We start from the raw sequence: 25263 nt of genomic DNA on the forward strand, positions 1-25263 counted from the left end.
ACCATCTGTTCAATGAGAATCGTCGCCAGATGGGCTGGAAGCTGCTGGTGCGGCGGGATTATCCGGCGGTGTATGGGCAAATCATGACGGCGGCGGATTCGCCGGTCACGGATCTGGCGCAACTCGCCAACAAAGAGGTCGTGTTCCCCGGGAACGAGGCCTTCATCGCCTACAAAGTGACCTACGCCCATCTGCTGGAGCAGAAAATCCCGGTCAAGGTGGTGTTTGGCGGCAATCATGACGGCGCCTTCGCCCAACTCTTCAGCGGCAAGGCGCAAGCGGTCGGCGTCAACTCGCAACTCGTCGATGGCTACGCCCGGCGTGAAAACAAGAAATTCCGGGTTCTGTGGCGTTCCGGCCCCTTCAACGATCTGGCTTTGATGGCGTCTCCGTCGGTTCCGGCGGCGGACGTCAAGGCCGTGACCGACGCCTTCCTGGGCATGGCGAGCGATCCGGCGGGCGCGGCGATCATCAAGAAAGTCTCGGAAACCGTGAAGCTTGAGCCGTTTCAAAACTTCATTCCGGCCCTGGAGGAGGATTACACCTCCTACCTTGACTTCCACCGGACGTCACCGGATTTTCTGAAATAACCTGATTTCCGTTGGTCCGAGGGAGAGTGTTCTTGCAAGTGTTCCCGCAGTCGCTCGGCTCTCGCTTGTTTCTTTTGTACGCGTCCGTTCTTTTGATGGCGCTGGGCATCGGGCTGTTTCTGTTTTACCGCTATCACCTCTATCAGCGGTTGGACGACGTCCAGGTGACGGCGGCCGTGCTGACCGAGGTGATGGCGCGCACCATTCAGGAAAGCGTCATCATCGGCGATTACGACACGGTCAAGCGCATGCTGGAAACCGTCGTCTCGCAGACGCCCTTTGATCGCGCCGCCTTCATCGATTTGTCGGGCGCCACCATCGCCGTCGGGGTGGAAGGCCAGACCCGGGGCTATGTGCCTAGCTGGTTGACCGCGCTTCTCGCCGAACGCCTGTACGACGTCAACCGGGTCATCGCCGCTGGCGGGCAGGATTACGGGGTGCTGCGCCTGTCCTTCGACGTCGCGGCGGCGGCGGAAGAGCTGTGGGCCTTGACCAAAGCGGCGCTGGAGTTGGCCCTCGCCAGTCTGGTCGTCGGGTTGACGGTGGTGCGCGTGCTGCTGATGCGGTGGCTGACCAACCTCAGCGGCCTGAAATCCCTGGAAGAGCGGATCCGGGTGGGCGAGTTGGACGCTCAGGCCCAGTTGACGCAAGACGCGCCGCTGGAAATCCGTCAGGCCATCGAAATGGTCAACCGCACGGCGGCCAGCCTGCGCAACCAGTTCGGCCAGCGCATCGACGCCCTGATGGACGCCCTGGTCCAGCACAAGAACGCTCTGGATCAGACCGCCATCGTCAGCGAAATCGACGCGCAAGGGCGGATCAGCGTCGTCAATGATCTCTATTGCGACACCGTCGGCATCGAACGCGAGCGGGCGGTGGGCCATGCGCTGCCCAATGGGGACGCGCTGTTCGTTCCGTCGGACGAGATATGGCGCGGCGACATCCGCACCGCGCGCGGCGACGGCAGTCCGCTGTGGTTGAGCCGGACGGTGGTGCCGATCTACGACAGCGCCCGGACCATCGAGAAATGGATCTGCATCGACGTCGACATCAGCGCCCAGAAGCTGGCCGAGGAGGAGTTGCGCGCCACCTACCGCGAGTCGCAGGAACTGGCGCGGCGGCATTTGAAGGCCATTCTCGACGCGGTGGGCGAGGGGGTGGTGATCGCCGACCAGAGCGGAATTATTTTGGACGTCAACCGGGCCACCGTGGAGATCTTCGCGGCGGACCGTGACGCGCTGATCGGCGCCCCGTTGAGCGATCTGGTGATCAGCCGGGCCGTTGGCGCGGATCAACGTCCTCTTCTGACGACCACGGAGTCCGGCGCGTCTGGCCGCAGCCAGGAGGAGATCGGGAGACGCGGCGATGGCGACGAGTTCCCCATCGAGCTGGCCTTGGGCGATTTGAGTGTGGTCGGCGTTCCGCAGGTGATCGGCATCATCCGCGACATCAGCGACCGCAAGAAGTTCGAAGAGTATCTCCGCAACGCCAAGGAGATGGCGGAGGCGGGCAGTCGGGCCAAATCGGAATTCCTGACCACCATCAGCCACGAGATCCGCACGCCGATGAACGGGGTGCTGGGGATGCTGACGCTGCTGGAGTATGAGGAGCTGGCGCTGGAGCAGCGCGACAAGGTGTCGGTCGCCCGCCAGTCGGCGGAGGCGCTGCTGCGCATTCTCGACGACGTGCTCGATTTCTCGAAGCTGGAAGCCGGGCGCATTGAGGTCGGGGCGGAAAACTGCGACCCGGAAGCCATTTGCGAATCCGTCACCCAGGTTCTGCGGACCAAGGCGACGGAAAAGGGGCTGGCTCTGACCTGCCGGATGCTGCCGTCGGTTCCATCCAGCATCGTCACCGATCCGGCGCGGCTGCGGCAAATCCTGTTCAACCTCGTCGGCAACGCCATCAAATTCACCACCAGCGGCCATGTCGCCGTGCGGGCGCGGCGGGCGGCTGATCTGCCGGATGGGCGTTTCCTGATGGAGTTTGAGGTCGAGGACACGGGCATCGGCATCACGCCGGAGGCCGGGCGCACCCTGTTCCAACGCTTCACCCAGGCCGACAACAGCATCACCCGCCGTTTCGGCGGAACCGGGCTGGGCTTGGCCATCAGCAAGGATTTGTGCGAGTTGCTGGGCGGAACGATTCGGGTGGAAAGCGCGCCCGGACAGGGCGCCGTTTTCACCTTCACCATCGCCTGCCGTCCCGGCGAGTCGGTCGAGAGAGCCGCGCCGGTGGTGGAGGAGGCGGGGCCGTTGCCGCCGCTGCGCGTTTTGGTGGTGGACGACAACGAGGTGAACCGCAACGTCGCCGCCGCCATGCTGACGCGCGACGGGCACAGCGTGGCTTTCGCCACCAACGGGATCGAGGCGATCAACGAGGTGATGAAGCACCCCTTTGATCTGGTGCTGATGGACGTGCAGATGCCGGAGATGGACGGGCTGACGGCGACGCGCCACATCCGCGAACTGCCGCCGCCGCAGGGCGTTTTGCCGGTGGTCGCCTTCACCGCCCACGCCTCCACCTCCACCTGGGAAACCTGCGCCGAGGCGGGGATGGACGCGCTCGCCACCAAGCCGGTTCGGCCCAAGCTGCTGTTCGCGGCCATGGCGGCGGCGCTGAAAAAGGCGCGGGATCGGTCGTGAGGCCAAAACGCTTTTCCCGAAGTGCTGTCACCCTGCTGCCATCGCCTCCTCGCGCCATCGACAGGCTCGCCGTGGGCCCATCGGGTGCGCTATAGAACGGCGCTTCGAGGATGGGGTCCGGGTTCGGGACGGTCAGGGAGCGTTGGGCATGAAGGTCGGCATCGACATGGGGCGGACGAACACGGGAACCGCCGCGACGCTCGATCTGGAGGAGTTGCTGGCCACCCGTCTGCTGGTCCAGGGCAATTCCGGCTCCGGCAAATCGCATCTGCTGCGCCGCCTGATCGAACAGAGCGCCCCGTGGGTCCAGCAGGCGATCATCGACCCGGAGGGCGATTTCGTCACGCTGGCGGAGCGTTTCGGCCATGTGGTGGTCGAGGCCGACGAACACACCGAATCGGCGCTTCAGGCGGTGGCCGCGCGGGTGCGTCAGCACCGCGTCTCGGTCGTCCTCAATCTGGAGGGGCTGGATTCGGAAATGCAGATGCGCGCCGCCGCCGCCTTCCTCGGCGGGCTGTTCGACGCCGACCGCGATTTCTGGTACCCGATGCTCGTGGTGGTGGACGAGGCGCAGCTCTTCGCGCCGTCCGCCGCCGGCGAGGTCTCGGACGAGGCGCGCAAGGTGTCGCTGGGCGCGATGACCAACCTGATGTGCCGGGGCCGCAAGCGCGGGCTGGCCGGGGTGATCGCCACCCAGCGCTTGGCCAAGCTTGCCAAGAACGTCGCGGCGGAAGCGTCGAATTTTCTGATGGGCCGCACCTTTCTCGACATCGACATGGCGCGCGCGTCGGACCTTTTGGGGATGGAGCGGCGGCAGGCCGAGATGTTCCGCGATCTGGAGCGCGGGCATTTCATCGCTCTTGGCCCCGCTTTGTCGCGCCGACCGCTGCCGTTGCGCATCGGCGCGGTGGAAACCCAGGGGCGCACCGGCAGCCCGACCCTGTTGCCGCCGCCGACCACCCCGACCGAGGACGCCCGCGATCTGATTTTCACGGCGACGGAGGCCGAACCGCCGCGCTTCCCGGTTCGCCGCCCCTCGACCTCGGCCAGCGCCGATCTGATGGCGCAACTGGCCCGTGGCCGCGCCGCCGCGCCGCCGCCGACCTTGGCGGACGAGGAGGAGGGCGCGCTGCCGCTGCCCATTCCCGAACCGGAAGAAACGGCGGAGCAGATCGCGGAGCGCGAGGCGCTGTATGAGGAGATCCTGCGCGCCGTTCTGGCCGACCCGGAGGCCGCCTACCGCTCCATCGCCGTGCTCTATCAGGATTTCCTCGTCCGCTGCCGGGGGCAGGGGGTGGAGGGCGACCGGCTGGCGCTGCCCGCCTTCCGCCGCAAGCTGGCCGCCGCGCGGGCGGGGGCTGGAACCGGCGACGATCCGGCGTGGGAGCGGGCGACCGGCGTCGCCGCGACTCTGGCGGAGGACATCCAGCCGGTGTTCCTGCTGTTGGCCCGCGCCGCGCTGGATCACGCGCCTTGCCCGTCGGACGCCGACGTGGCGCGGGCCTGCGGCAGCCGCTCCAAGGGGCGCGGTCGGCGGTTTCTGACCTACATGGAGCAGCGTGGCTTCATCGTCGCGCGCAGCGGTTTGGGCAACACCCGCGCGATTAGCCTGCCAGCGCTGGGCTGGGAAACCGCGCTGGGCGATCCCAACGCCGATGATTGGGCCGAGGCGCCCGCCGAAGGCGATTTGTTCGCGGCGGGCTGACGGCGGTTTCGCGGATCCGCGCTCAGGCCGTTCCGCTCGACGCCGCGCGCCGCACCCAGGATCCCGCGTCGTCGACCGGCAGTGGGCGGGCGAAGAGATAGCCTTGAGCGTAGTCGCAGCCCAGCCCGGTCAGGATGGCCTGTTCCTCCGCCGTCTCCACCCCTTCGCCAACCACGTCCAGGCCCAGATCATGGGCGAGGTTGACGATGCCGCGCACCAGCCGCGCCCGGCCTGAGTCCGGGGCCAAATCGGAGACGAAGCTCTTGTCGATCTTCAGCACGTCGAAGGGAAAGCGCCCAAGGTAGGAGAGGGAGGAATAGCCCGTGCCGAAATCATCCATGCACAAGGGGATCCCCAGATCATGGAAGCGCCCCAGAATGGCGAGCGCGCGGTCGGGGTCGCTCATCGTCATGCTTTCCGTCACCTCGATCTTCAGCCCCTCGACCCCCGTTTCGGCCAGCCACGTCAGCATGTCCTCGACATAGGGGGCGTCCCACATCTGGCGGGCCGACAGGTTGACGTTGACGGTGATCGGCAGGCCGGATTGGGCGCGCCAGCGCTTCAGGCTGCGCACCGCCTCTTCCAGAACGAAGCGGCCAAGCGGCAGGATTTGGCCGGTTTCCTCGGCGATGGGGATGAAACGGTCGGGGCCGATCAAGCCCAATTCCGGGTGACGCCAGCGCACCAGCGCCTCAAAACCGATGAGGCCGCCGTCCGTCAGCCTGACGATGGGTTGGTAGAGCAGAAAGACCTCCCGCGCCTCGATGGCGCGGGTCAGGTCGGTTTGCAGGCGGTGGCGGATCAGGATGGCGTCGCGCAGGGCGGTGGTGAAGACCTCCGTCCGCGACCGGCCATGCTCCTTGGCGCGGTACAGCGCGATGTCGGCGTCGCGCAGCAGGCTGACCGGATCGGCGGCCAGCCCGTCGTCGATGGCGACGCCGATGCTGGCCGAGGTGCGCAATTCCATGTCGCCGATGCGGAAGGGGGTGGTCAACGCCTGTTCCAACCGCTCCGCGCCAGCCAGGGCGGCCTCCTCGCCGGTGGTGACGACGACGAACTCGTCGCCGCCCAGCCGGACGGCGAATTCATTCGGGCCAAGATGATCGGCGATGCGCTGGCCCACCGCGATCAACAGCCGATCGCCGATGGCGTGCCCCAGCGAATCGTTGATGAGCTTGAAGCCGTCGAGATCCAGGAACAGCAGGGCGACGCCGCGCCGCGCCTCGTCTCCGGTCCCCATCGCCACGCGCAGCCAGTCGATCAGATAGGCGCGGTTGGGCAGGCCGGTCAGGTAATCATGGGTCGCCTGATGAATCAGCGCCTGCTCGGCGGCCTTGCGCCGGGTGATGTCGGTGGCGGAGCCGACGATGCGGACGGCGTGCCCGTGGCCGTCGCGCCCCACCACGCCATGCACCAGCATCCAACCTTCGGCGCCGGAATTCAGGCGGGTGCGGAACTCCATCTCGAAGCTGTTGTGCCCGTCATCCACAATGGCCTTGCGCCAGAGGTTGCGGACCCGCGCCGCGTCGTCGGGGTGGACGAACTCCATGAAGCGCTCGAAGGAGCCGCCCAGCGCGCCGTCGGCCAGCCCCAGCATCTGGTGCAGGCGGGCGGAGGCGTAAACCTCGCCGCTGACCAGATCCCAATCCCACAGCCCATCGTTGGTGGCGGCGGCGGCCATGGCGTAGCGCTGTTCGCTGTCGATCAGCCGTTGCGTCTTTTCCTCAATGGCGGAAAACAGGGAGGCGAGCGCCGAGCGGCTGTCCTCCAGCGTGCGGCCAAGCTGGCCCAGCTCGTCCCGCCGGGTCCAGACAAAGGGTTGATCCAACTGCCGCAGGGCCAGCCGCCGCGATTCCTCGACCAGCCGGTTTAGCGGCGTCAGCACGCGGCGGTGGGTCAACCCGACCAGCAGGATGGCCAGCACGGCGAGCAGCGCCGCCGCCACGCTGCCGCCAATGGCCAGAATGGTTTGTTGACGGTCGATGACGGCGCGGTTGGTGGCGCCCAGCGCGGCGCGGTCACGGCTGATTTGTCCGTCTAGGAGGCGCAGCGCCTCCACCGTCGGACTGAAATCGACGGCGGTGTCGCGCAACAGAATATGCGTGAGTTGGTGGGCGGCTTGTCCGGCTTCGACCTCGGGCAGGCGGGCGGTGACGGCGTCGAGCGTTTCGGCGATGGCGGTGATCGCCCGCTCTTCCTCCGCCGTGGCGGTGGCGGTGTAGCGGTAGGTTTCCAGATTGGCGCGGGCCAGGGACACCGCCCGTTCAACCTCGGCCCGCGCGCCGCGTGGCCCCATCACCTGGAACTCGTGGAACAGATCGACCACCCCGCCCGCGCCAAGATAGGAGCGCAGTTCCGACAGCGCGTCGGATTTGGTGGCCGCCCCCAAATCATAGGCGTTCCAACTGTCCTCGACGTCGCGGATGCCGTTCAGCAGCAGACCGCCGATGAGCGCCATCACCGCCAGCACGATCACCAGCCCGCCAACCATCAGGTTGGCCAGCGTGCGCAACGTCATCGTCCGCCGCCGGTTGCGCTGCGGTCGGGCCTGCGTCATCGCCATGCTTGTCATCGCGCCGAATCTTTCCGTGCCGCGCCATGCCGTGGCGCGCGGGGGAGGCGTGGCGGGCCAACCCCTCAGGCCAGCGCCTTTCCCTCTTGCACGTTCCTGCCCCAGGCGGTCGCGCGCGTCAACGCTCCTGTCATCAACTCCCGGTGAGGGAGTCGCTGACCGGCTGGCCCGGCAGGCTCCAGCTTTCAACGAAGGGGCGAACGCCCGGCACGGCCACCATGTTGGCGTCCTTCACATACAGGATCTGCTTCGGTCCCAGACTGTAGGAGGTCAGCGTCACGCCCTTGGTCTGGCAGGCTTTGCGTTCGGCTGGGCTGATTGGGCGGTCGGAGGCGACGATGTCGGGATGGTCCAACCCGACCCCGGCGCAGAAGGCGCGGAAACCGGCGGTGGTTCCCCCGGCGGTCAGGCGGGGCTTGGCGTCGGGGCCGCCGTCGAATTTGGCCGCCGCGCTCTGGACCGCGCCGCGCAAGGCCGGGCTGCCGACGAGCCAGACGCCGCGCGCCTCGGGCGGCGGGCGCGTGGTGGTGGGGGCGATGGGGGTGGTGGTTGTCTTCGGGCGCGGCGGGCTGTTGTCGAAAGCGGGGAATTGGCAGGCGGACACCAGCAGCGCCGTCGCCAGCAGGGAGGCCGACATCCATCGGTTGGTCATGGTCGCGACGTCCAGCGGAAGAGGATCGGGAACCGCCACGGTAGCATGGGCGGCGGCGTTGGGAAGGACTCGCCATCCATGCGACGCCGCGATAGGCTGGTGGTCATCAATTTGTTTCAGGAATGCTTGGGCATGGCGACTCCCGATCTGGACATCGACGCCCTGCGCGCCTTCGTGACGGTGGCCGAGGCGGGGGGCTTCACGGCGGCGGCGGATCGGTTGGGCCGCACCCAATCGGCGATCAGCGTCAAGATCAAGAAGCTGGAGGACACGCTGGGCCGCCGGGTGTTCGCGCGCACGAGCCGCTCGCTGGCGCTCACCCACGACGGCGAACTGCTGCTGGGCTACGCCCGCCGCCTGTTGGCGTTGAACGACGAAACCGTGCGCCGGTTCCACGAACCGGCGGCGGAGGGGGAGTTGCGGCTGGGCGTGGCCGAATATTTCCTGTCCGATCACCTGCCGCGCGTGTTGACGCAATTCGCCAAGATCTACCCACGCCTGCGCATCGACCTGCGGGTGGGCCTGTGCAACGATCTGGTGACGGGGCTGGAGTCGGGCGATCTGGATCTGGTGATTTCCCGCCGCGACGCCGGGGAAACGCGCGGGCGGGTGATTTGGCGCGAGCCGATGCGCTGGGTCGCCGCCCCGACGCTGGAGATCGACCCCGCCGCGCCGCTGCCGCTCTGCGCCTTGCCCGCGCCCTGCGTGTTCCGCAATCGTGGGGTGTCGGCGCTGGGCGAGATCGGGCGGCCCTGGCGGATCGTCTACACCAGCGGCAGCGTCCTGGGGGTCCAGGCCGCCGTGCGGGCCGGGTTGGGGGTGGCGGTGCTCAGCGAATCCTCGGTCCCCGACGGCGCGCGGCGGCTGGGCGTTGAGGATGGGTTGCCTGAATTGGGCGAGGTCGATATGGCCATCTTCGGGGAAACCCCGCGCAACCGCCGTCTGGCCGAACCGCTGGTCGGCTTCATCCTGGACAGTCTGGCGGCGATGCGCCGGACCAACCGCCCGGCGCTGTCGCCTGTTTCGCTGTCGTCGGTTCCGCTGTCGCAGGACGCGGCTTAAAAGCCCTCCAGCACGATTTTGCCGCGCGCCTTGCCGGTTTCGATCAGGGCGTGCGCCCGCCGCAGGGTTTCGGCGTCGATCCGGCCCAGCGTTTCGGTCAGCGTCGTGCGCAAGGTTCCGTCATCGACCAGCCGCGACACTTCGGCCAACAGCGCGTGTTGGGCCGCCATGTCGGCGGTCTGGAACAGGGAGCGGGCGAACATCATCTCCCAATGCAGCGACACGGATTTCCGCTTCAGCAGGCGGACGTCGATCAGGCCGGGATCGTCGATCAGGCCGATGCGGCCCTGCGGGGCGACGATCTCGGCCAGCGCGGTGAAATGCTGGTCCGTGCCGGTGGTGACGAACACAGAATCCACACCGCTCAAGCCCAGCGCGCGGATTTGGTCGGGGATCGAGCCGGAATGGTCGATCACGTCGTGCGCGCCCATCTCCCGCGCCCAATCAGCCGTTTCGGGGCGGGAGGCGGTGGCGATGACGCGGATCCCGGTCAGCCGCCGGGCCAATTGCACGGCGATGGAGCCGACGCCGCCCGCCCCGCCGACGATCAGCAGCGACCGTCCAGCCTCCGCCGTCGCGCCACGGCTCAGCCCCAGCCGGTCGAACAGCATTTCCCAGGCGGTGATCGCGGTCAGCGGCAGGGCGGCGGCTTCGGCGGCGGTCAGGCTTTTGGGCTTGGGGCCGACGATGCGCTCGTCCACCACATGATGTTCGCTGTTGGCGCCGGGACGGTCGATGGCCCCGGCGTAGAACACCGCGTCGCCGGGACGGAACAGGGTGACGTCCGGCCCGACCGCTTCGACGGTTCCGGCGGCGTCGAAGCCCAGCACCCGCAAGGCGCCGTCGGCGGGCGCGGCGTTGGCGCGCAGCTTGACGTCCACGGGGTTGACCGACACGGCGTCGATCCGCACCAGCAGGTCGCGCCCGGTGGGAACCGGGGTGTCGAGGGTGACGTCGATCAGGGAGTCGGGGTTGCCGATGGGCAGGGACGCGCGGTAGCCGATGGCCTTCATGATGGGATCGCCTTTGGATCATGGGGGGATGGGGATGCCGCGCAGCTTGCCCCCGATAGGGCGATTTCAGAAATTCATAGTTTTTCTTTCATCCATCCGAATTTGCGATGAATGGATCTTTGTTTTTTGAATCCGTCGGCGGGGGGAATAATCGCGGACCCGACGTGTTTGCAGGGATGAGCGCCGCATTTTCCCGGCCCATTCATCAGGTTCACCGCCATGCGTCCTGTCCCAGCCCGCGCCGTTCTTCGCTTCGCCGCCCTGTCCGCCTTGCTGGTCACGCTGGCGGGCTGCGTCCACCATCAGGGCGGCTATTATTCGGAATATCCGGCCTACCGTCCGCCGGTCGTCGTCGCCCGGCCTTATTACCGGGCGCCGCCCGCCGTGGTCTATGAGCGCCCGCGCTACGGCTATGATCGTCGGTGGGAGCATCATCACCGGCCCGGTTGGGGGCGATCGGACGATCGGCGCCGCTGGTGAGCGCCGCGTGACGACAAAAAGAGGCCGGGCGCGATCAACGCCCGGCCTTCAGGTTAACCTCTCCCCAGGAGATTGCGAGAGGCTGGAGGACAACACCACGACGAGACGTTCATGAGCCGTCAAACTCATGGATGCGGTCCAGACCGACGCCGTCAGCCGAAGCTTGGGCGTCGCCCTGAACCGCTGCGACGACCGGCCCACGTCTCGAAACAGGCCGGTCGATCCTCAAACAACCTTCCGCTTAGAAGGCCAGGTTGGTGGTGAACAGAACCACGTTGCCCTTGTCCTTGTTGGCGGCGACGTCGGAGTTCAGCTTGAAGTAATTGTATTCGCCGCCGACCGAGAAGCCCGGAGCGATGACGTATTTGGCGCCGACGACATATTGCTGGAACGAGTTCTTGCCCGCGACCGTCAGGCTGCCCGCGTCCTGCGCGCCGAGGTAGCTGGCGCCCAGCGTGACGGCGCCGGTGGTGTATTGCCCGCCGACGGTCCAGACATTCTGACCTTCGCGGCTGATCGCCGTCGGGGTGTTGGACCGCTTGGCGTAGCCGCTCTTGCCCGACCAGGCGTAGCTGCCGCCGACCTTGAACCCGCCATAGCCGACCGACAGGCCGGCCATGGTCGAGGACAGGTTTTCGAAGGTCGCGGTCGAGGTGGAGGAGCTTTTCGCCGTGCCGCCCGAATAATACAGGCTGGCGCCCAGCGTCACGTCGCCGAAGGCCCCGGCGTAATTGCCGCCGACTTCGAAGATGTCGTTGTAGGCGCCGGTTTGCAGACCGTTGGGGGCGGCGGTCTTGCGGCGGTTGACGTCGGTGTTCTGGCTGTCGGAGTTGGGCTGATAGGTGGCGCCGAACTGGAAGCCGGAGAATTTCGGGGTCAGGTAGGTCAGGCGGCTGGCGTTGTTGCCGGAAATCAGCGTGCGCAGATTGCCGGCGGTGCCGGGCAGGTTGCCGCCGGTGCCGCCCAGGAAGGCCTGCATGTCGCCGTCGACGCCGCCGGTGCCCCAATCGGACGGGGCGATGATGGCGTATTCGTCGGACAGGCCGTTCTGCTGACCGGCGCTGACCGTGCCGAAGCTGCCGTTGGCGAAGATGTAAGCGCGGTCGCTGACGAGATTCCGGTTGGCGTCGGTGACGGTGCGGATGCGCCCGCCATACTCCAGACCATTGTCGGCCTTGGCGATCGGGGTGATGACCAGACGCAGACGGTTGCGGAACTCGCTCGAACGCAGGCCGCTGTCGCGGTCCTGTCCGGTGACGCCCGCCTCAAAATACGCGTCGCCGCCGATGGTGACGTCGAACTTGGATTTGGACTGGGCAAGCGCCGGAGCGGCGCCGGCGGCGAAAGCGACGGCGGCGACGCCGCTCAAAAGAACCAGACGAGACATACAGTGTTCCTCCATGGGTGAAGCGCAGGGCGTTCCCTGCCACAGCCGTGACGGGCTGTTCCGTACCCGCGCCTTGGTCGCTGGACCGGCGCGATGGTGTTTTTTGGTTGGGGTGGGGCCGGATGGCGGGCGTCACCCGCCGGGCCGGTCGTGGTCGTCGATCCAGGTCCGGCCGTCGCGTTCGATCAAGGCGATGGCGGCGGACGGTCCCCAGGTTCCAGCGGTGTAGGGGTGCGGGCGGCGCGGGTCGCGCGCCCAGGCGTTCAGGATCGGCTCGGCCCAGGACCACGCCGCCTCCACCTCGTCGCGGCGCATGAACAGGGTCGGGTTGCCGCGCACGACGTCCATCAACAGCCGCTCGTAAGCGTCGGGGAAGCGGCTCTTGAAGGTCTCGGCGAAGCTGAGATTCAGCGCCGCCTCGCGCAGCCGCATGCCGCCCGGTCCCGGCTCCTTGGTCATCAGATGCAGGCGGATGTGCTCGTCGGGTTGCAGCCGCACGACCAGCCGGTTCGGCGCGACCGCCCCGCCGCCGACGGGGAAGATGCTGTGGGGAATCGGCTTGAAGGCGATGACGATTTCCGAAACCTTGGCCCCCAGCCGCTTGCCGCTGCGCAGGTAGAAGGGCACGCCCGCCCACCGCCAATCGCGGATCTCGGTCTTCAGGGCGACGAAGGTTTCGGTGGCGCTGTCGGCGGCGACCAACGGTTCGGACAGATAGCCCGGCACCGGCTGACCGTCGATGGCGCCCGCCCGGTACTGGCCGCGCACGGTCAGAGTCTCGACGTCGGCGTTCTCGATGGGGGCGAGCGCGCGCAGGATCTTCAGCTTCTCGTCGCGCACCGCGTCGCGGTCCAGCGTGGCGGGCGGGGCCATGGCGACCAGGCAGAGAAGTTGCAACAGATGGTTCTGCACCATGTCGCGCAACGCGCCGGAGCCGTCGTAATAGCCGCCGCGATTTTCCACCCCGACGGTTTCGGCCACGGTGATTTGCACATGGTCGATCCAGGCGCTGGACCACAGCGGTTCGAACAGGGCGTTGGCGAAGCGCAGGGCCAGGAGATTCTGGACCGTTTCCTTGCCCAGATAATGGTCGATGCGGAAAATCTGGGATTCGGTGAAGACCCGCCCGACCTCGTCGTTGATGCGGCGGGCCGAGGCCAGATCATGGCCCAGCGGCTTTTCCAGCACGACGCGCGAACGCGGGGTGATGGCGCCCAGATCGTGCAGGCGCTGGCTGATCGGGCCGAACAGATCGGGCGCGGTCGCCAGGTAGAACACCCGCACATGGTCGGGGCGCTGGTCCAGCGTCGCGCCCAGCGCCTCCCATCCCTCGCCGCTGCGGGCGTCCATTCGGGCGTCCACCTGGGCGTAGGACAGGCGCCGGGCGAAGGCGGTCCAGGCGTCGTCGGTCAGGCGGTCGCCGACATGCCGGCTCAACGCCTCCCACACCAGGGCGCGGTAGGCGTCGTCGCTCATCGCGCCGCGCGCGGCGGCGATGACGCGCCCTTCGGGCGGCAACTGGCCGTCCAGTTCGCGGTGAAACAGCGCGGGCAGCAGCTTGCGCATGGCCAGATCGCCGGTTCCGCCGAACACGACATAATCGAAGGCCGAGATGTGGGAGGACGGTGAGGACATGAGCGGGGTCCAGCGGCGCCGGTCGGACCGGCGTCGTCAAAAGGGTGAAGGCAAGGAGGGGGCGTTCCCCGCGCCAGCGACGGGCGGCCAGCGACGGGCGGGTTGGGTCAACAGGATGGAGCGCGGGAGGGAGCGCCGGGGTTGCGGGTCAGGTCCGCTGGGATGGGTTCCTTCAGGCGGCCTTCAAATCGCGCAGGAAGGCCGCGACTTGCGCCTTCATGCGGTTGGTTTCGTCCGACAGGGCTTGCGAGGAGGACAGAACCCGCCCCGCCGCCGCGCCGTTTTCGGCGGACGCCGCGCTGACGCTGGCGATGCTGGCCGCCGCCTCCTGCGTGCCGAGCGCTGTGGTTTGGATGGTGCGCGCGATGTCCGACGTGGCGGCGGATTGCTGTTCGACCGCCGCCGCGATGGCCCCGGTGACATGGTTGATCTCGTCGATGCGCTGGACGACGCGGGCGATGACGGCCACCGATCCTTCGGTCGCGCCTTGCAGGGCGGCGATCTGCTGGATGATGTCGTCGGTCGCCTTGGCGGTCTGCTGGGCCAGGGTCTTCACCTCGGTGGCGACGACGGCGAAGCCCTTGCCGGCGTTTCCGGCGCGCGCCGCCTCGATGGTGGCGTTCAAGGCCAGCCGGTTGATCTGCGAGGTGATGCTGGTGATGACGCCGACCACCTCGCCGATGCAGACCGACCGTTCGACCACGCTGGAAATCGCCGCGCTGGCCTGCGTCACCTCGTCGATGGCGACGCGGGTGCTGCGGGTCGATTGGCCGATCTGACGGCCGATTTCGCTGATCGAGGCGCTCAACTGCTCGGCGGACGCCGCCACGGTCTGGACGCAGCCCGACACTTGGGCGGTGGCCGAGGTGACGGTCGCGGCCTTTTCCGTGCCGACCGCCACGCTGTGGGCCAGCGCGTGGGCGACCTCGGCCATCTGGGCGGCGGCGTCGGCCATGCCGTGCAGCTTGTCGGACACCGCCGCGTCAAAGGATTGGGCGAGCTGTTCGATGGTCCGGGCGCGGGCCTCGCGGGCCAGCCGCTCGCCCTCCCGCTCGGCGGCCAGGCGCCGGGCGGTCAGCGCCGTCCCCTGCAACACCGCCGAGGCGCGGGCGATGTCGCCCAGTTCGTCCTTGCGGGCGGCGCCGAACAGCGTGATGTCCAGCGTCCCGTCGGCCAGCCGCATCAGGTCGCCGCCGATGGCCCGCACCGGGTTGGTCAAGCCCAGCTTGGCGACGATCAGGCCGAACAGCGTGCTCAACAGGATGCCGCCCACCGCCACCGCCGCCATCGTGATCGTCAACAGGTGGCGCTGCTCCGCCGCCGCGTCGTTGATCTTGATGCCGTCGGTGTCGAGCGCGTCGGTGAAGCTCTTGATCTTGCGGTCCAGCTCGCTCACCAACTCGGTCGATTTCTGGACGGTGGCGACCAGCGTCGCGCGGTCCTCCTCCCGGCGGGAGTCCTTGGCCTTGCGGGCCTGCTGCATGGTTTGCAGGGCTTGGCCCATATAGGCGCGGTGGGCGGCGGTGATCGCGGCCAGCGCGTCCTCCGCCGCGACCATGCCGTTCAGCAGGGCGACCCGCTGGGCGAATTGGCGGCTGGCGTCCTGCAAGGCTTGCGCGGCTTCGGTGGCTTCCGCCGGGTTCATGCCCATCCGGTGCTCCGCCCGGTTCATCGCGACCAGATTGGTGCTGAGCCGCGCGCCGGTCTTGATGACGTCGCCGGACAGCGCGATGCGCTCCGCCGCCGATCCGATCTCCGTCATCCCAACCACGCCGATACCGCCGACGACGCCGCACAGCAGCGCCATCGCGGCGACGATGATGATGACTTTTCCTCTCATGCGAAGATTGGCCAGCATGGCGGAACCCTTCGGGTCATGGCCGCCCGTCGCCGCCGGAGACCAGAGGTCCGGCGGGGGAACGGCGCGTCGGTTGTGGGGGGAGTTTGGGAGGTTAGGGGGCGTCGTTCTCGTCGGCGGCCCGCCAAGCGCCCTCGACCCAGGTTCCCAGAACCTGAATCTCGGGGGTCAGCAGAACCAGATCGGCCTGATAACCCGGCGCGATGCGCCCCAGACGGTCGCCCAGGCCAAGGAACTCCGCCGGATGGCGGGACGCCATCGCCAGCGCGCTTTCCAACGGCAGGCCGAGCAGGTCGCGGCAGGCGCGCACGGCCCCGGCCATGTCGATGTCCGCCCCGGCCAGCGTGCCGTCTTCGGTTTCCAGCCGCCCGTTGCGGCGCAGGATGCGGCGGCCCTGAAGGACGAATTCATCGACGTCCGTGCCGGTCGCCATCATCGCGTCCGTCACCAGCATCATCCGGTTCAACGGCTTGGCGGCGAGCGCGAGACGCAAGGTGGCGGGATGAACGTGAATCCCATCGACGATCAGCCCGCACCAACTGTTGGGGTCGAGCAGCGCCGCCGCGATCAGCCCCGGCGCCCGCGCCGTCAGCGGCGGCATGGCGTTGAACAGATGGGTGAAGCCGCGCACGCCATGGGCCAACGCGTCGACCGTTTGCCGCCAATCCGCCGCCGAATGGCCCGCCGACAGCAGGATCCCGGCGGCGGCCAGACGGTCCAGCACCGCGCCGTCCAGCGTTTCCGGGGCCAGCGTCAGCAGCACGCGGCCAATCGCCGGATTCGCCGTCAGATCGGTCAGAAAATCCAAATCCTGAGGAGTCGGTGGACGGATGAAGCGCGGATCATGCACGCCGGGCCGCTGCGGGCTGATGAACGGCCCTTCGAAATGGACGCCCAGAACGCCGCTGCCGGGGGTTTTCCGGGCGGCGATCACCGCGTCGGCGGCTTGGCGGAAGCGGTCGGCTGTGTCGGTGATGATCGTCGGCAACAGGCCGGTCGTTCCGTAGCGGCGGTGGGCGGCGGCGATGGTCCGCACGCCGGTTTGCGTCGGCTCGTCGTTGAACAGAACGCCGCCGCCGCCGTTCACCTGCACGTCGATGAAGCCCGGCGCCAGCAGGCTGCCCGGCGGCAGAATCGTCAGGGCGGCGCCCGTGGCGTCCAGCCCTGGCCCGACGGCGGCGATTCGGCCCTGGTCGATCAGCAGGTCGCAGCCCTCGACGATGGCGTCGTCGAGCAGCAGCCGCGCGCCCCGCAGCAGGTCGGCCATCAGATCGTCTCCGTGACTTTGCGCAGGTTGGCGGGGGCGTCGGGATCCAGGCCGCGTTCGCGGGCGACGCGCCCGATGGCCATGTAGAAGCTTTGCAGGGCGGCCAGCGGCGCCGTCGCCGGGCCGACGTCGGGGACGGTCGGCAGGGTGACGCTGCCCGCGACGTCCGGCAGGGTGGTGAGAACCGGCCCGCCCAGCCCGACGATGCGTTCGACGATGTGCCGCGTCGTGTCCGCCGAGGCGTCGGGCTGGGACAGGGCCAGGACCGGGAAGCCCGGGCCGACCAGAGCGAGGGGGCCATGCAGCACCTCGGCGGCGCTGACCGCCTCGGCGTGCAGGCGGGAGGTTTCCTTGCACTTCAGCGCCATCTCGTTGGCGACGCCGAAGCCGGCGCCGCGCCCGACGATGTAGAGATCGTTGACGCGGGTCAGAGCTTGCAAGGGTGTGTGCCAATCCAACGTCGCGGCTTGGCGCAGCGTGTCGGGCAGGGCGGCGACCTCGGCCAGCAGCGCCGGGTTTTGGCTCCACTGCGCGGCCAGCAGCAGGAAGGACGCCATGGCGGCGAGGCAGGATTTGGTCGCGGCGACGCTCAACTCCGGCCCCGCCGACAGGGGCACGCACAGATCGCACAGGCCCGGCAGCGGCGAGTCCAGGTCGTTGACGAAGCCCAGGACGATGGCCCCCGCCGCCCGCGCCGAGCGGGTCAGGCTGAGCAGATCCGGGCTGCGCCCCGACTGCGACACGACGATGAACAGCGCGCCCTTGACGCGAAGCTGACGGTCGTAGATCGAGGCGATGGACGGGCCGACCGAGGCCACCGGAACGTCCAGATGGGTTTCGATCAAATATTTGCCGTAAAGGCTGGCGTGGTCGGAGCTGCCGCGCGCGCAGGTGACGACGACGGGGGGCGGCGAGGCCCGCAGGCGCTCGCCCAATGCGGCTAGGGCGGGGGTGGCGTGGGCGACCAGGCGGGTGATGGTGTCGGCGGACTCGGCGGCCTCGAAGGCCATGCGCGGGTCGGATCCGGAAAGGATGAAGGACGTCATGAACCGGCCTCGCTGTCGTGTCGGCTGGGTATGGGAGGGGCGGAGAGTTGCAGCTCCACGACGAAGTCGTAGGCGTCTCCCCGGTAGGAGGACCGCACCAGCTCCACCATGCCGCCGGTGGGCAGGAAGGTGCGGCGTTCGATGTGCAGCGCCGGGCTGCCGGGCTGGGTGTCCAGCAGCCGGGCCTGGTCTTCGGTCAAAGAGGTGGCGCTCAACCGCTGGAGCGCCCGGTGCGGGATGTGGCCGCGCGCCCGCAACACGTCGTAGAGCGACCCGCTGACCGCGCCGGGGTCGGGCAGAAAGCGGCTGGGCACCACGGAATTTTCAATTGCCATGGGAACGCCGTTGGCCAAGCGGATGCGGCGCAACCGGCTGACCCGTTCGCCCAGCGACAGGCCAAGGATCAACGCCTCGTCCGACGACGCCGTTCCGGTGGTGCGGTCGAGCCAGACCGACCCGGCGGTCAGGCCGCGCGACTGCATGTCCTCGGTGAAGCTGGTCAGCACCGACAACGGCTGTTCGACGCGCGGCGGAGCGCTGACGAAGGTTCCGGCCCCCTGGCGTTGCTGCAACAGTCCTTCGTCGGTCAGCGATTGCAACGCCTTGCGCACGGTGACGCGCGACACGCTGAAGCGTTCGGCCAGATCCCGTTCGGCGGGCAGGGCGTCCCGGTCGTTGATCGCGCCGCCGATGATGAGCTGACGCAGATGCTGGGCCAACTGCATGTAAAGCGGCAGCGCCCGCGCCGACGAGACGGCCTGATTGTCGAACAGCGGTTCGACGATGGCGGCAGGGGCGGCGGCAGGGGCGGCGTTCCGGGCAGGGCTACGCATGGCGGCGACTCCATAAGACCAAACAGGCGACGGGCGCCAAGCCGACGAAACGGGCGCTCAGAGAACGGAGGCTCAAAGAACGGACTCTCATCGGCGGTGCGCCTCGGCCAGGGCCGGGCCGAGAACGCCGCCCGACCGCGCGAGCGCCGCCTTGGCCTGTTCCAGACTCATGCCGCTGACCAGCAGGACGGCGTGCTTGGCGTCCCCGGCTTCCGCCAGGGCGGCTTCCGCCTGCGTGTCCTTGCAATCGGTTATTTGCTGAATGATGGCAATGGCCCGCTGACGTTCCTTGTCGTTTTCCGGGCGCAGATTGACCATCATGTTGCCGTGGACGGCCCCGCAACGGACCATCAGCGCCGTCGAAAACAGGTTCAACACCACCTTTTGCGCGGTTCCGGCCCCCAGCCGGGTGGAACCGGCGATCACCTCCTCGCCGGTGTCGGTGAGGAGCGGATGCTCCACCGATTGGATCAGCGGGCTGTGGGCGACGCTGGACAGGCCGATGGTCAGCGCGCCGCGCGCCCGGCCTTCCTGCACCGCGCTGGTGGTGAAGACGCTGGCCCCGCTGGCCGACACGCCGATCACCACGTCCTTGTCGTCGCAGCCGTAATCGAGCATCCGCAGACGTCCGGCGTCGGCATCGTCCTCATGCCCGCCCGGCATGCCGCGCGAGAAATCCAGGCCGCTCGCCAGCAGGATGACGGTGCGGGCCGAGGGGAAGCCGAAGGTCGCCCGCAGCTCGATCCCGTCCACCGCCGCCATCGCGCCCGCCGATCCGGCCCCGACATAGAACAGCCGCCCGCCGCGCTTCAGCCGCGTCGCCGCCGCCTCCACCGCCGCGACCAGCGTCGGCAAAACGGGCAGGCAGGCGGCCACCGCGTGGGATTGGCTGGCCCACAGAGCCTGGACGACCTCCTGCGGTTTCCACTGATCGAGCGTGGAATAACGTGGGGAGATCGCCTCGGTGCGCATAGGAGTGTCCCCTGCTGGGTCATTGGTATCTGATTGGTCTTATGTTTAGGACCAATTTTTCAGACTGTCAACAGGCTTGATTGTTGGTTATTTCGCTTGTTTCCAAGGCCGCGCAATTTTCTCTATAATCATGATTCACATGATTTTTATCTGTGAATCAAACCTGCGTCGTGGGGTGAAAATCGCCAGAATGGGCGTTTTCCGCCGCAAAAATTATTGATGGGCAAAAAAATGGTTTCCTTTTGGTATTGTTTTGGTATCGTCCTAGTGCAGCCGACGTGGCCGGGACGGCGTGTCGGCGGGCAGGCCGATGGGTCCTGAACAACCGGCTCAATCGAACAATTCAGACGGGAGGGTACGAACGATGAAGCGCGCTTTGACAATGTCGGCTGCGGTGGTGGCGGTGTGCGCAAGCTGGGCGCCGATGGCCCAGGCGGCGAGCAGCCTGGTGATCGAAAGCTGGCGCGCCGATGATCTGGCCATCTGGCAGGACAAGATCATCCCCGCCTTTGAAAAGACCCACCCCGACATCAAGGTGACGTTCGCGCCGACCGCGCCGAAGGAATACAACGCCGCCCTGAACGCCAAGCTGGAATCCGGCACCGCCGGCGACATCGTCACCTGCCGCCCGTTCGACGCCTCGCTGGAGCAGTTCACCAAGGGCCGCCTGGCCCCGCTGAACGATCTGCCGGGCATGAACAACTTCAGCGCCGCCGCCAAGCTGGCCTGGAGCACCGACGACGGCAAGACCGCCTTCTGCGTGCCGATGGCCTCCGTGCTGCATGGCTTCCTCTACAACAAGGAGGCCTTCGACAAGCTGGGCCTGAAGGAGCCGAAGACGGAAGACGAGCTGTTCGCCGCGCTGGACAAAATCAAGAAGGACGGGACCTACGTCCCGATGGCCATGGGCACCGCCGACCAGTGGGAAGCGGCCACCACCGGCTATCAGAACATCGGCCCGAATTATTGGAAGGGTGAAGAGGGCCGCAACGCCGTCATCCAGGGCACGCAAAAACTGTCGGAAGGCGGCTGGCTGGAAACCCTGCGCACGCTGGCCAAATGGGCGCCCTATCTGGGCGACGGCTACAAGGCGCAATCCTACGCCGACAGCCAGAACATCTTCACGCTGGGCCGCGCGGCGATCTATCCCGGCGGGTCGTGGGAAATCTCGGGCTTCAACGCTCAGGCCACCTTCAAGATGGGGGCCTTCCCGCCGCCGGTGCGCAAGGTCGGCGACACCTGCTACATCTCCGACCATCCCGACATCGCGATGGGCGTGAACACCAAGAGCAAGAATCAGGACGCCGCCAAGAAGTTCCTGACCTGGGTCACGACCCCGGACTTCGCCAAGATTTACGCCAACGCGCTGCCGGGCTTCTTCAGCCTGCAAACCGCGCCGGTGGCGGTGGACGATCCGTTGGCGCAGACCTTCGTCGGCTGGCGCAACGGCTGCAAGTCCACCATCCGCTCGACCTATCAGATCCTGTCGCGCGGCGCGAAGCCGAACCTGGAAGACGCCACCTGGGGCGCGTCGGCCAACGTCATCAACGGCAGCGAAACCCCGGAAAAGGCGGCGGAGCGTCTCCAGGCCGCTTTGGCCAACTGGTACAAGCCGCAGCAGAAGTAAGCCGTTCCCATCATTGACCGTCATCCGGGCCGCGTTCGCGCGGCCCGGACTCCTCCGATCGAAAGGGTATGCCGTGGCGACGTCGGCACAGCGCAAACCAATCCGCTGGCACATTGGGGTGTTGCTGGCGCCCGCGATTCTCATCTACACGGTCATCATGCTGCTGCCGGTCTTCGACAGCCTGCGCCTCTCGCTCTACGGCAAGGGACCGGACGGCGAGGCGGTGTTCGTCGGTCTGGCCAATTACACCACCCTGCTGACCGACAGCTATTGGCAGGGGCCGTTCTGGAACGCGTTGTGGAACAACACGCTGTTCTTCATCATCCACATGCTGGTCCAGAACCCCATCGGCATATTGCTGGCGGCGCTGTTGTCGCTGGGCAAGCTGCCGGGGCGCGAGTTCTACCGCACGGCGCTGTTTTTGCCGACCATGCTGTCCTTCGTCATCGTCGGCTTCGTCTGGAAATTGATCCTCAGCCCGGCCTGGGGCGTGTCGAAGACGCTGCTGGGATCGGTCGGCCTGGGATCCTGGTTCGGGCCGTGGCTGGGCCAACCCGACACCGCGCTTGTCACGCTGGCGCTGATTTCGGTCTGGCAGTTCATCGGCCTGCCGATGATGCTGATCTACGCCGCGATGATCGCCATCCCCGACGAGCTGCTGGAGGCGGCCTCCTGCGACGGGGTGACGGGGATCACCCAGTTTTTCAAAATCAAGCTGCCGCTGATCTGGCCGTCCATCGGCGTGGTCTCGATCCTGACCTTCGTCGGCAATTTCAACGCCTTTGACCTGATTTACGTGAGCCAAGGGGCGCTGGCCGGGCCGAATTTCTCCACCGACATTCTGGGAACGCTGCTCTACCGCACCTTCTTCGGCAACCAGTTGCAATCCGGCGACCCCTTCATGGGGGCGACCATCGCCGGGGCCATGTTCCTCATCATCCTCGGCGGCGTCTGCGTCTATCTTTATGGCGTGCAGCGTCGGCTTGCCTATTATCAAATGTAAGGACTCCGGCCATGACGCAGACGATTGCGCGCCGTTTCCAGATCTCCACCCTGGCCGCCCATCTGGTTCTCATCGGCTTCACCCTGCTGGCGCTGGCGCCGACGCTGCTGGTGGTGATGAACTCCTTCAAGCCGCGCAAGGAGATCTTCGGCGCGCCGCTGGCGTTGCCCTCCTTCGAGACGATCACGCTGATCGGCTACGACACGGTTCTGAAGCGCGGCGACATCCTGCATTATTTCCAGAACAGCCTGATCGTCACCGTCTGCGCGCTGTTCTTCATCATCCTGTTCGGCGCGATGGCGGCCTTCGCCCTGTCGGAATACCGCTTTCCCGGCAACCGGCTGATCGGCCTGTTCCTGGTGATGGGCATCATGGTGCCGATCCGGCTGGGCACGGTCGGCATTCTCAAGATGATGGTCTCGCTGGGGCTGGCCAACACGCTGTTCGCGCTGATCCTGGTCTACACGGCCCAAGGCCTGCCGATGGCGGTCTTCGTGATGTCGGAGTTCATGCGGCAGGTGTCCGACGATCTGAAGAACGCGGCGCGCGTCGATGGCTTGTCGGAATACACCATCCTGTTCCGGCTGGTTCTGCCGGTGGTGCGCCCGGCCATCGCCACCATCGCGGTGTTCACCATGGTGCCGATCTGGAACGATCTGTGGTTCCCGCTGGTGCTGGCGCCGGGCGAAAGCACGCGGACGATGACCTTGGGCGCGCAATCCTTCATCGGTCAGTTCATCACGGATTGGAACGCCGTTCTGGCGGCGCTGACCCTGGCCATCGTGCCGATGCTGATCCTGTATCTGATGTTTTCCCGCCAGTTGATCCGGGGCATCACCGCTGGCGCGGTGAAGTGAACGAACGCTCGACGCGGCACGGGACTTGAGAGGAAACCATGGGCAAACTCGTTCTCGAAGGCATTTCCAAGCGCTTCGGCGCCGTCGAGGTTCTGAAGACCGTCGATCTCGACGTCGCCGACGGCGAATTCATCGTCATCGTCGGCCCGTCGGGCTGCGGCAAATCCACCCTGCTGCGCATCATCGCGGGCCTGAGCGACCAATCCACCGGCACGGTGCTGATCGGCGGGCAGGACGTCAGCAGCCTGCCGCCGTCCAAGCGCGGCATCGCCATGGTGTTCCAGAGCTACGCCCTGTACCCGCATTTGACGGTGGAAGGCAACCTGACGCTGGGGCTGAAGCAGGCCCGCACCGCCGCGTCGCTGATCGCCGAGCGGGTGGCCGAGGCGGTGCGCATCCTGGCGCTGGAACCCTTCCTGAAGCGCCGCCCCGGCGAATTGTCGGGCGGGCAGCGTCAGCGCGTCGCCATTGGCCGCGCCATCGTCCGCCATCCCGAGGTGTTCCTGTTCGACGAGCCTTTGTCCAACCTGGACGCCGCCCTGCGCAACCAGGTGCGGGCGGAAATCGCCGATCTGCACCGGCGGCTGGGCGCGACCATGGTCTATGTCACCCACGATCAGGTCGAGGCGATGACGCTGGCCGACCGCATCATCGTGATGAACGGCGGCATCGTGCAGCAGATCGGCACGCCGTCGGACCTCTACCGCCGCCCGGCCAACGCCTTCGTCGCCACCTTCATCGGCTCGCCTGGCATGAACATGGTTCCGGGGGTGGCCGCTGGCGGGGTGTTGACGCTGGCCGGGTCTGGCCGTCTGCCCTGCACCGCCGCCGCGAACGGGGCCGTCACCGCCGGGATCCGCCCGAACGGCTTCGAGGTGCTGCCCGCCGGAAACGACGGGTTGGCCGGAACGCTGATCGGGTCGGAGTATCTGGGGGCCGAGAGTTTCTTGCGCGTCCGTCTGACCGATGGCACGGTCGTCACCGTTCATGAACACCCCGACCATGGGTGGCTCATCGACCAGCCGGTGACGCTGCGGCTGCGTCCGTGCAATCTGCATCTGTTCGACGCGGAAAGCGGCTTGCGGATCGCCGAGGGGCCGGACGCCGCCCCGCAGCCCGTCGCCGCGCGGGTCGCCTGAGCGATCCTGCGGGCCTTCGCAAAGGACCAGCGCGCCATGACCACCCCTGTTCCGCTTGAGTCCCTGGGCGGCGAGGCCGTTCCGGTCCTCGTCATCGCCGCCCGCGACGGCGCGCGCTTGGCCTTTTCGCCGCAGGGCGGGACCATCTGCCAATGGTGGGGGGCGGATGGCGCGGAGCGGCTCTATCTCAGCCCGACCAACCCGTGGGCGGCGACGGACGCCATTCGCGGCGGCGTGCCGGTGATCTTCCCGCAATTCGCCGCCCGTGGCCCGCTGCCCAAACACGGTTTCGCCCGCGCCGCCCGGTGGAGCGTGGCCGGGCAGGGACTGGACGAGGCCGACGGCTGGGGTTGGGTGACGCTCACCTTTTCCGACTCGCCGGAGACGCTTGCGGTCTGGCCGCACCGCTTCCGTTTGGAGCTGACCGCGCGCTTCGACACCAACCATCTGTCGATCCGCCTGGACGTCACGAACGCGGGGGAGGAGGCCTTCGCCTTCACCACCGCTCTGCACAGCTATCTGAGCGCCGACGTGACCGACCGGGTGTCGGGCCTGGCCGGGTTGGAGTTGATCGACAGCGCCGACGGCGACCGCCGCTTGCGCGCGGGCGACGCGCCAATCCCGCTCGACGCCCCCATCGACCGGATTTTCCTGAACGCCGAACGCCCGATCACGCTGGAGCGGGCGGCGTCCGTCCTGCGGATCGAACAGAGCGGATTTTGCGACGCCGTGGTGTGGAAGCCCGCCGCCGCCGACCGGCTGCCCGCCCTGCCGCCTGACGGCCACAGCCGTTTCGTTTGCGTCGAGGCGGCGGTGATCGGCGCGCCGGCGTCCCTTGCCCCCAACCAACGCTGGAGCGGGACGCAAACATTGCGGGCGCTTCCGCTTTCATGACGCAGTCTGTGTGAGGAGACGTGGTT

20 protein-coding genes (1 of these 20 running past the window's edge) are annotated in these 25263 nt (G+C 67.4%); 10 read left to right on the plus strand and 10 right to left on the minus strand.

Annotated features, from left to right (window positions below):
• From D3877_RS00020 to D3877_RS00030, 3 genes are all read left to right on the plus strand, one after another.
• A protein-coding gene (locus D3877_RS00020) for a phosphate/phosphite/phosphonate ABC transporter substrate-binding protein (RefSeq protein WP_119828779.1) crosses the window boundary here: on the plus strand, nucleotides 1-590 show its 3' portion. 268 nt of this gene lie to the left of the window's left edge; the window shows 590 of its 858 coding nt (coding positions 269-858); its start codon lies beyond the left edge, outside the window; its stop codon occupies nucleotides 588-590.
• Between the two features lie 95 nt (nucleotides 591-685).
• Entirely contained in the window at nucleotides 686-3235 is a 2550-nt protein-coding gene (locus tag D3877_RS00025; protein ID WP_147395062.1) for an ATP-binding protein, read from the plus strand.
• 148 nt (nucleotides 3236-3383) lie between these two features.
• Nucleotides 3384-4940, plus strand: a complete 1557-nt coding sequence (locus D3877_RS00030) for a helicase HerA domain-containing protein (RefSeq protein ID WP_119828781.1) — start codon at nucleotides 3384-3386, stop codon at nucleotides 4938-4940.
• A gap of 22 nt (nucleotides 4941-4962) precedes the next feature.
• Here the strand turns inward: D3877_RS00030 and D3877_RS00035 are convergent, their stop codons facing one another.
• Nucleotides 4963-7512, minus strand: coding sequence for a GGDEF domain-containing phosphodiesterase (locus D3877_RS00035; protein ID WP_119828782.1), 2550 nt, complete (start codon nucleotides 7510-7512; stop codon nucleotides 4963-4965).
• A 133-nt stretch (nucleotides 7513-7645) separates the two neighbouring features.
• Nucleotides 7646-8164, minus strand: coding sequence for a substrate-binding domain-containing protein (locus D3877_RS00040; protein WP_119830681.1), 519 nt, complete (start codon nucleotides 8162-8164; stop codon nucleotides 7646-7648).
• A 78-nt stretch (nucleotides 8165-8242) separates the two neighbouring features.
• On the opposite strand from D3877_RS00040, the gene D3877_RS00045 reads away from it, so the two are divergent.
• Nucleotides 8243-9226 (plus strand): LysR substrate-binding domain-containing protein, encoded by a 984-nt coding sequence (locus tag D3877_RS00045; RefSeq protein WP_238474647.1) that lies wholly within the window; start codon nucleotides 8243-8245, stop codon nucleotides 9224-9226.
• Here D3877_RS00045 and D3877_RS00050 read toward each other — a convergent pair.
• Nucleotides 9223-10239, minus strand: a complete 1017-nt coding sequence (locus D3877_RS00050) for a zinc-binding alcohol dehydrogenase family protein (RefSeq protein ID WP_119828783.1) — start codon at nucleotides 10237-10239, stop codon at nucleotides 9223-9225. The genes D3877_RS00045 and D3877_RS00050 overlap by 4 nt on opposite strands.
• 219 nt (nucleotides 10240-10458) lie before the next feature.
• Between D3877_RS00050 and D3877_RS00055 the strand changes: the two genes are divergently transcribed.
• Entirely contained in the window at nucleotides 10459-10719 is a 261-nt protein-coding gene (locus D3877_RS00055) for a hypothetical protein (protein ID WP_119828784.1), read from the plus strand.
• Between the two features lie 241 nt (nucleotides 10720-10960).
• Here the strand turns inward: D3877_RS00055 and D3877_RS00060 are convergent, their stop codons facing one another.
• From D3877_RS00060 to D3877_RS00090, 7 genes are all read right to left on the minus strand, one after another.
• A complete protein-coding gene (locus tag D3877_RS00060) occupies nucleotides 10961-12106 on the minus strand; it encodes a porin (protein WP_119828785.1) in 1146 nt (381 codons plus the stop codon).
• A gap of 132 nt (nucleotides 12107-12238) precedes the next feature.
• Nucleotides 12239-13741 (minus strand): glucose-6-phosphate dehydrogenase, encoded by a 1503-nt coding sequence (gene zwf, locus D3877_RS00065; RefSeq protein WP_119828786.1) that lies wholly within the window; start codon nucleotides 13739-13741, stop codon nucleotides 12239-12241.
• 172 nt (nucleotides 13742-13913) lie between these two features.
• Nucleotides 13914-15599: a methyl-accepting chemotaxis protein gene (locus D3877_RS00070; RefSeq protein ID WP_119828787.1), complete on the minus strand. Its 1686-nt coding sequence runs from the start codon at nucleotides 15597-15599 to the stop codon at nucleotides 13914-13916.
• A gap of 94 nt (nucleotides 15600-15693) precedes the next feature.
• On the minus strand, nucleotides 15694-16866 hold the full coding sequence (gene nagA / locus D3877_RS00075; protein ID WP_119828788.1) for an N-acetylglucosamine-6-phosphate deacetylase: 1173 nt from the start codon (nucleotides 16864-16866) through the stop codon (nucleotides 15694-15696).
• A complete protein-coding gene (locus D3877_RS00080) occupies nucleotides 16866-17912 on the minus strand; it encodes an SIS domain-containing protein (protein ID WP_119828789.1) in 1047 nt (348 codons plus the stop codon). Before D3877_RS00080 ends, nagA begins: the two co-directional genes overlap by 1 nt.
• Nucleotides 17909-18745: a GntR family transcriptional regulator gene (locus D3877_RS00085; RefSeq protein ID WP_119828790.1), complete on the minus strand. Its 837-nt coding sequence runs from the start codon at nucleotides 18743-18745 to the stop codon at nucleotides 17909-17911. Before D3877_RS00085 ends, D3877_RS00080 begins: the two co-directional genes overlap by 4 nt.
• An 87-nt stretch (nucleotides 18746-18832) precedes the next feature.
• Complete coding sequence (locus tag D3877_RS00090) at nucleotides 18833-19717, minus strand: N-acetylmuramic acid 6-phosphate etherase (protein WP_119828791.1); 885 nt, start codon at nucleotides 19715-19717, stop codon at nucleotides 18833-18835.
• Nucleotides 19718-20081: 364 nt separating this feature from the next.
• Here D3877_RS00090 and D3877_RS00095 point away from each other — a divergent pair, with 364 nt between their 5' ends.
• From D3877_RS00095 to D3877_RS00115, 5 genes are all read left to right on the plus strand, one after another.
• Complete coding sequence (locus D3877_RS00095) at nucleotides 20082-21344, plus strand: ABC transporter substrate-binding protein (RefSeq protein ID WP_199720661.1); 1263 nt, start codon at nucleotides 20082-20084, stop codon at nucleotides 21342-21344.
• A 73-nt stretch (nucleotides 21345-21417) separates the two neighbouring features.
• Entirely contained in the window at nucleotides 21418-22347 is a 930-nt protein-coding gene (locus D3877_RS00100; RefSeq protein ID WP_238474648.1) for a carbohydrate ABC transporter permease, read from the plus strand.
• Between the two features lie 11 nt (nucleotides 22348-22358).
• Nucleotides 22359-23204 carry a carbohydrate ABC transporter permease gene (locus D3877_RS00105; protein WP_119828792.1) on the plus strand — a complete coding sequence of 282 codons (846 nt, stop codon included), beginning with the start codon at nucleotides 22359-22361 and terminating at the stop codon, nucleotides 23202-23204.
• Between the two features lie 38 nt (nucleotides 23205-23242).
• Complete coding sequence (locus tag D3877_RS00110) at nucleotides 23243-24343, plus strand: ABC transporter ATP-binding protein (protein ID WP_119828793.1); 1101 nt, start codon at nucleotides 23243-23245, stop codon at nucleotides 24341-24343.
• A gap of 36 nt (nucleotides 24344-24379) precedes the next feature.
• A complete protein-coding gene (locus D3877_RS00115; protein WP_119828794.1) occupies nucleotides 24380-25237 on the plus strand; it encodes a D-hexose-6-phosphate mutarotase in 858 nt (285 codons plus the stop codon).
• Nucleotides 25238-25263 lie beyond the last annotated feature (26 nt).

Source organism: Azospirillum cavernae, assembly GCF_003590795.1.
In the GTDB taxonomy this organism is placed as follows: Bacteria; Pseudomonadota; Alphaproteobacteria; order Azospirillales; family Azospirillaceae; genus Azospirillum; species Azospirillum cavernae.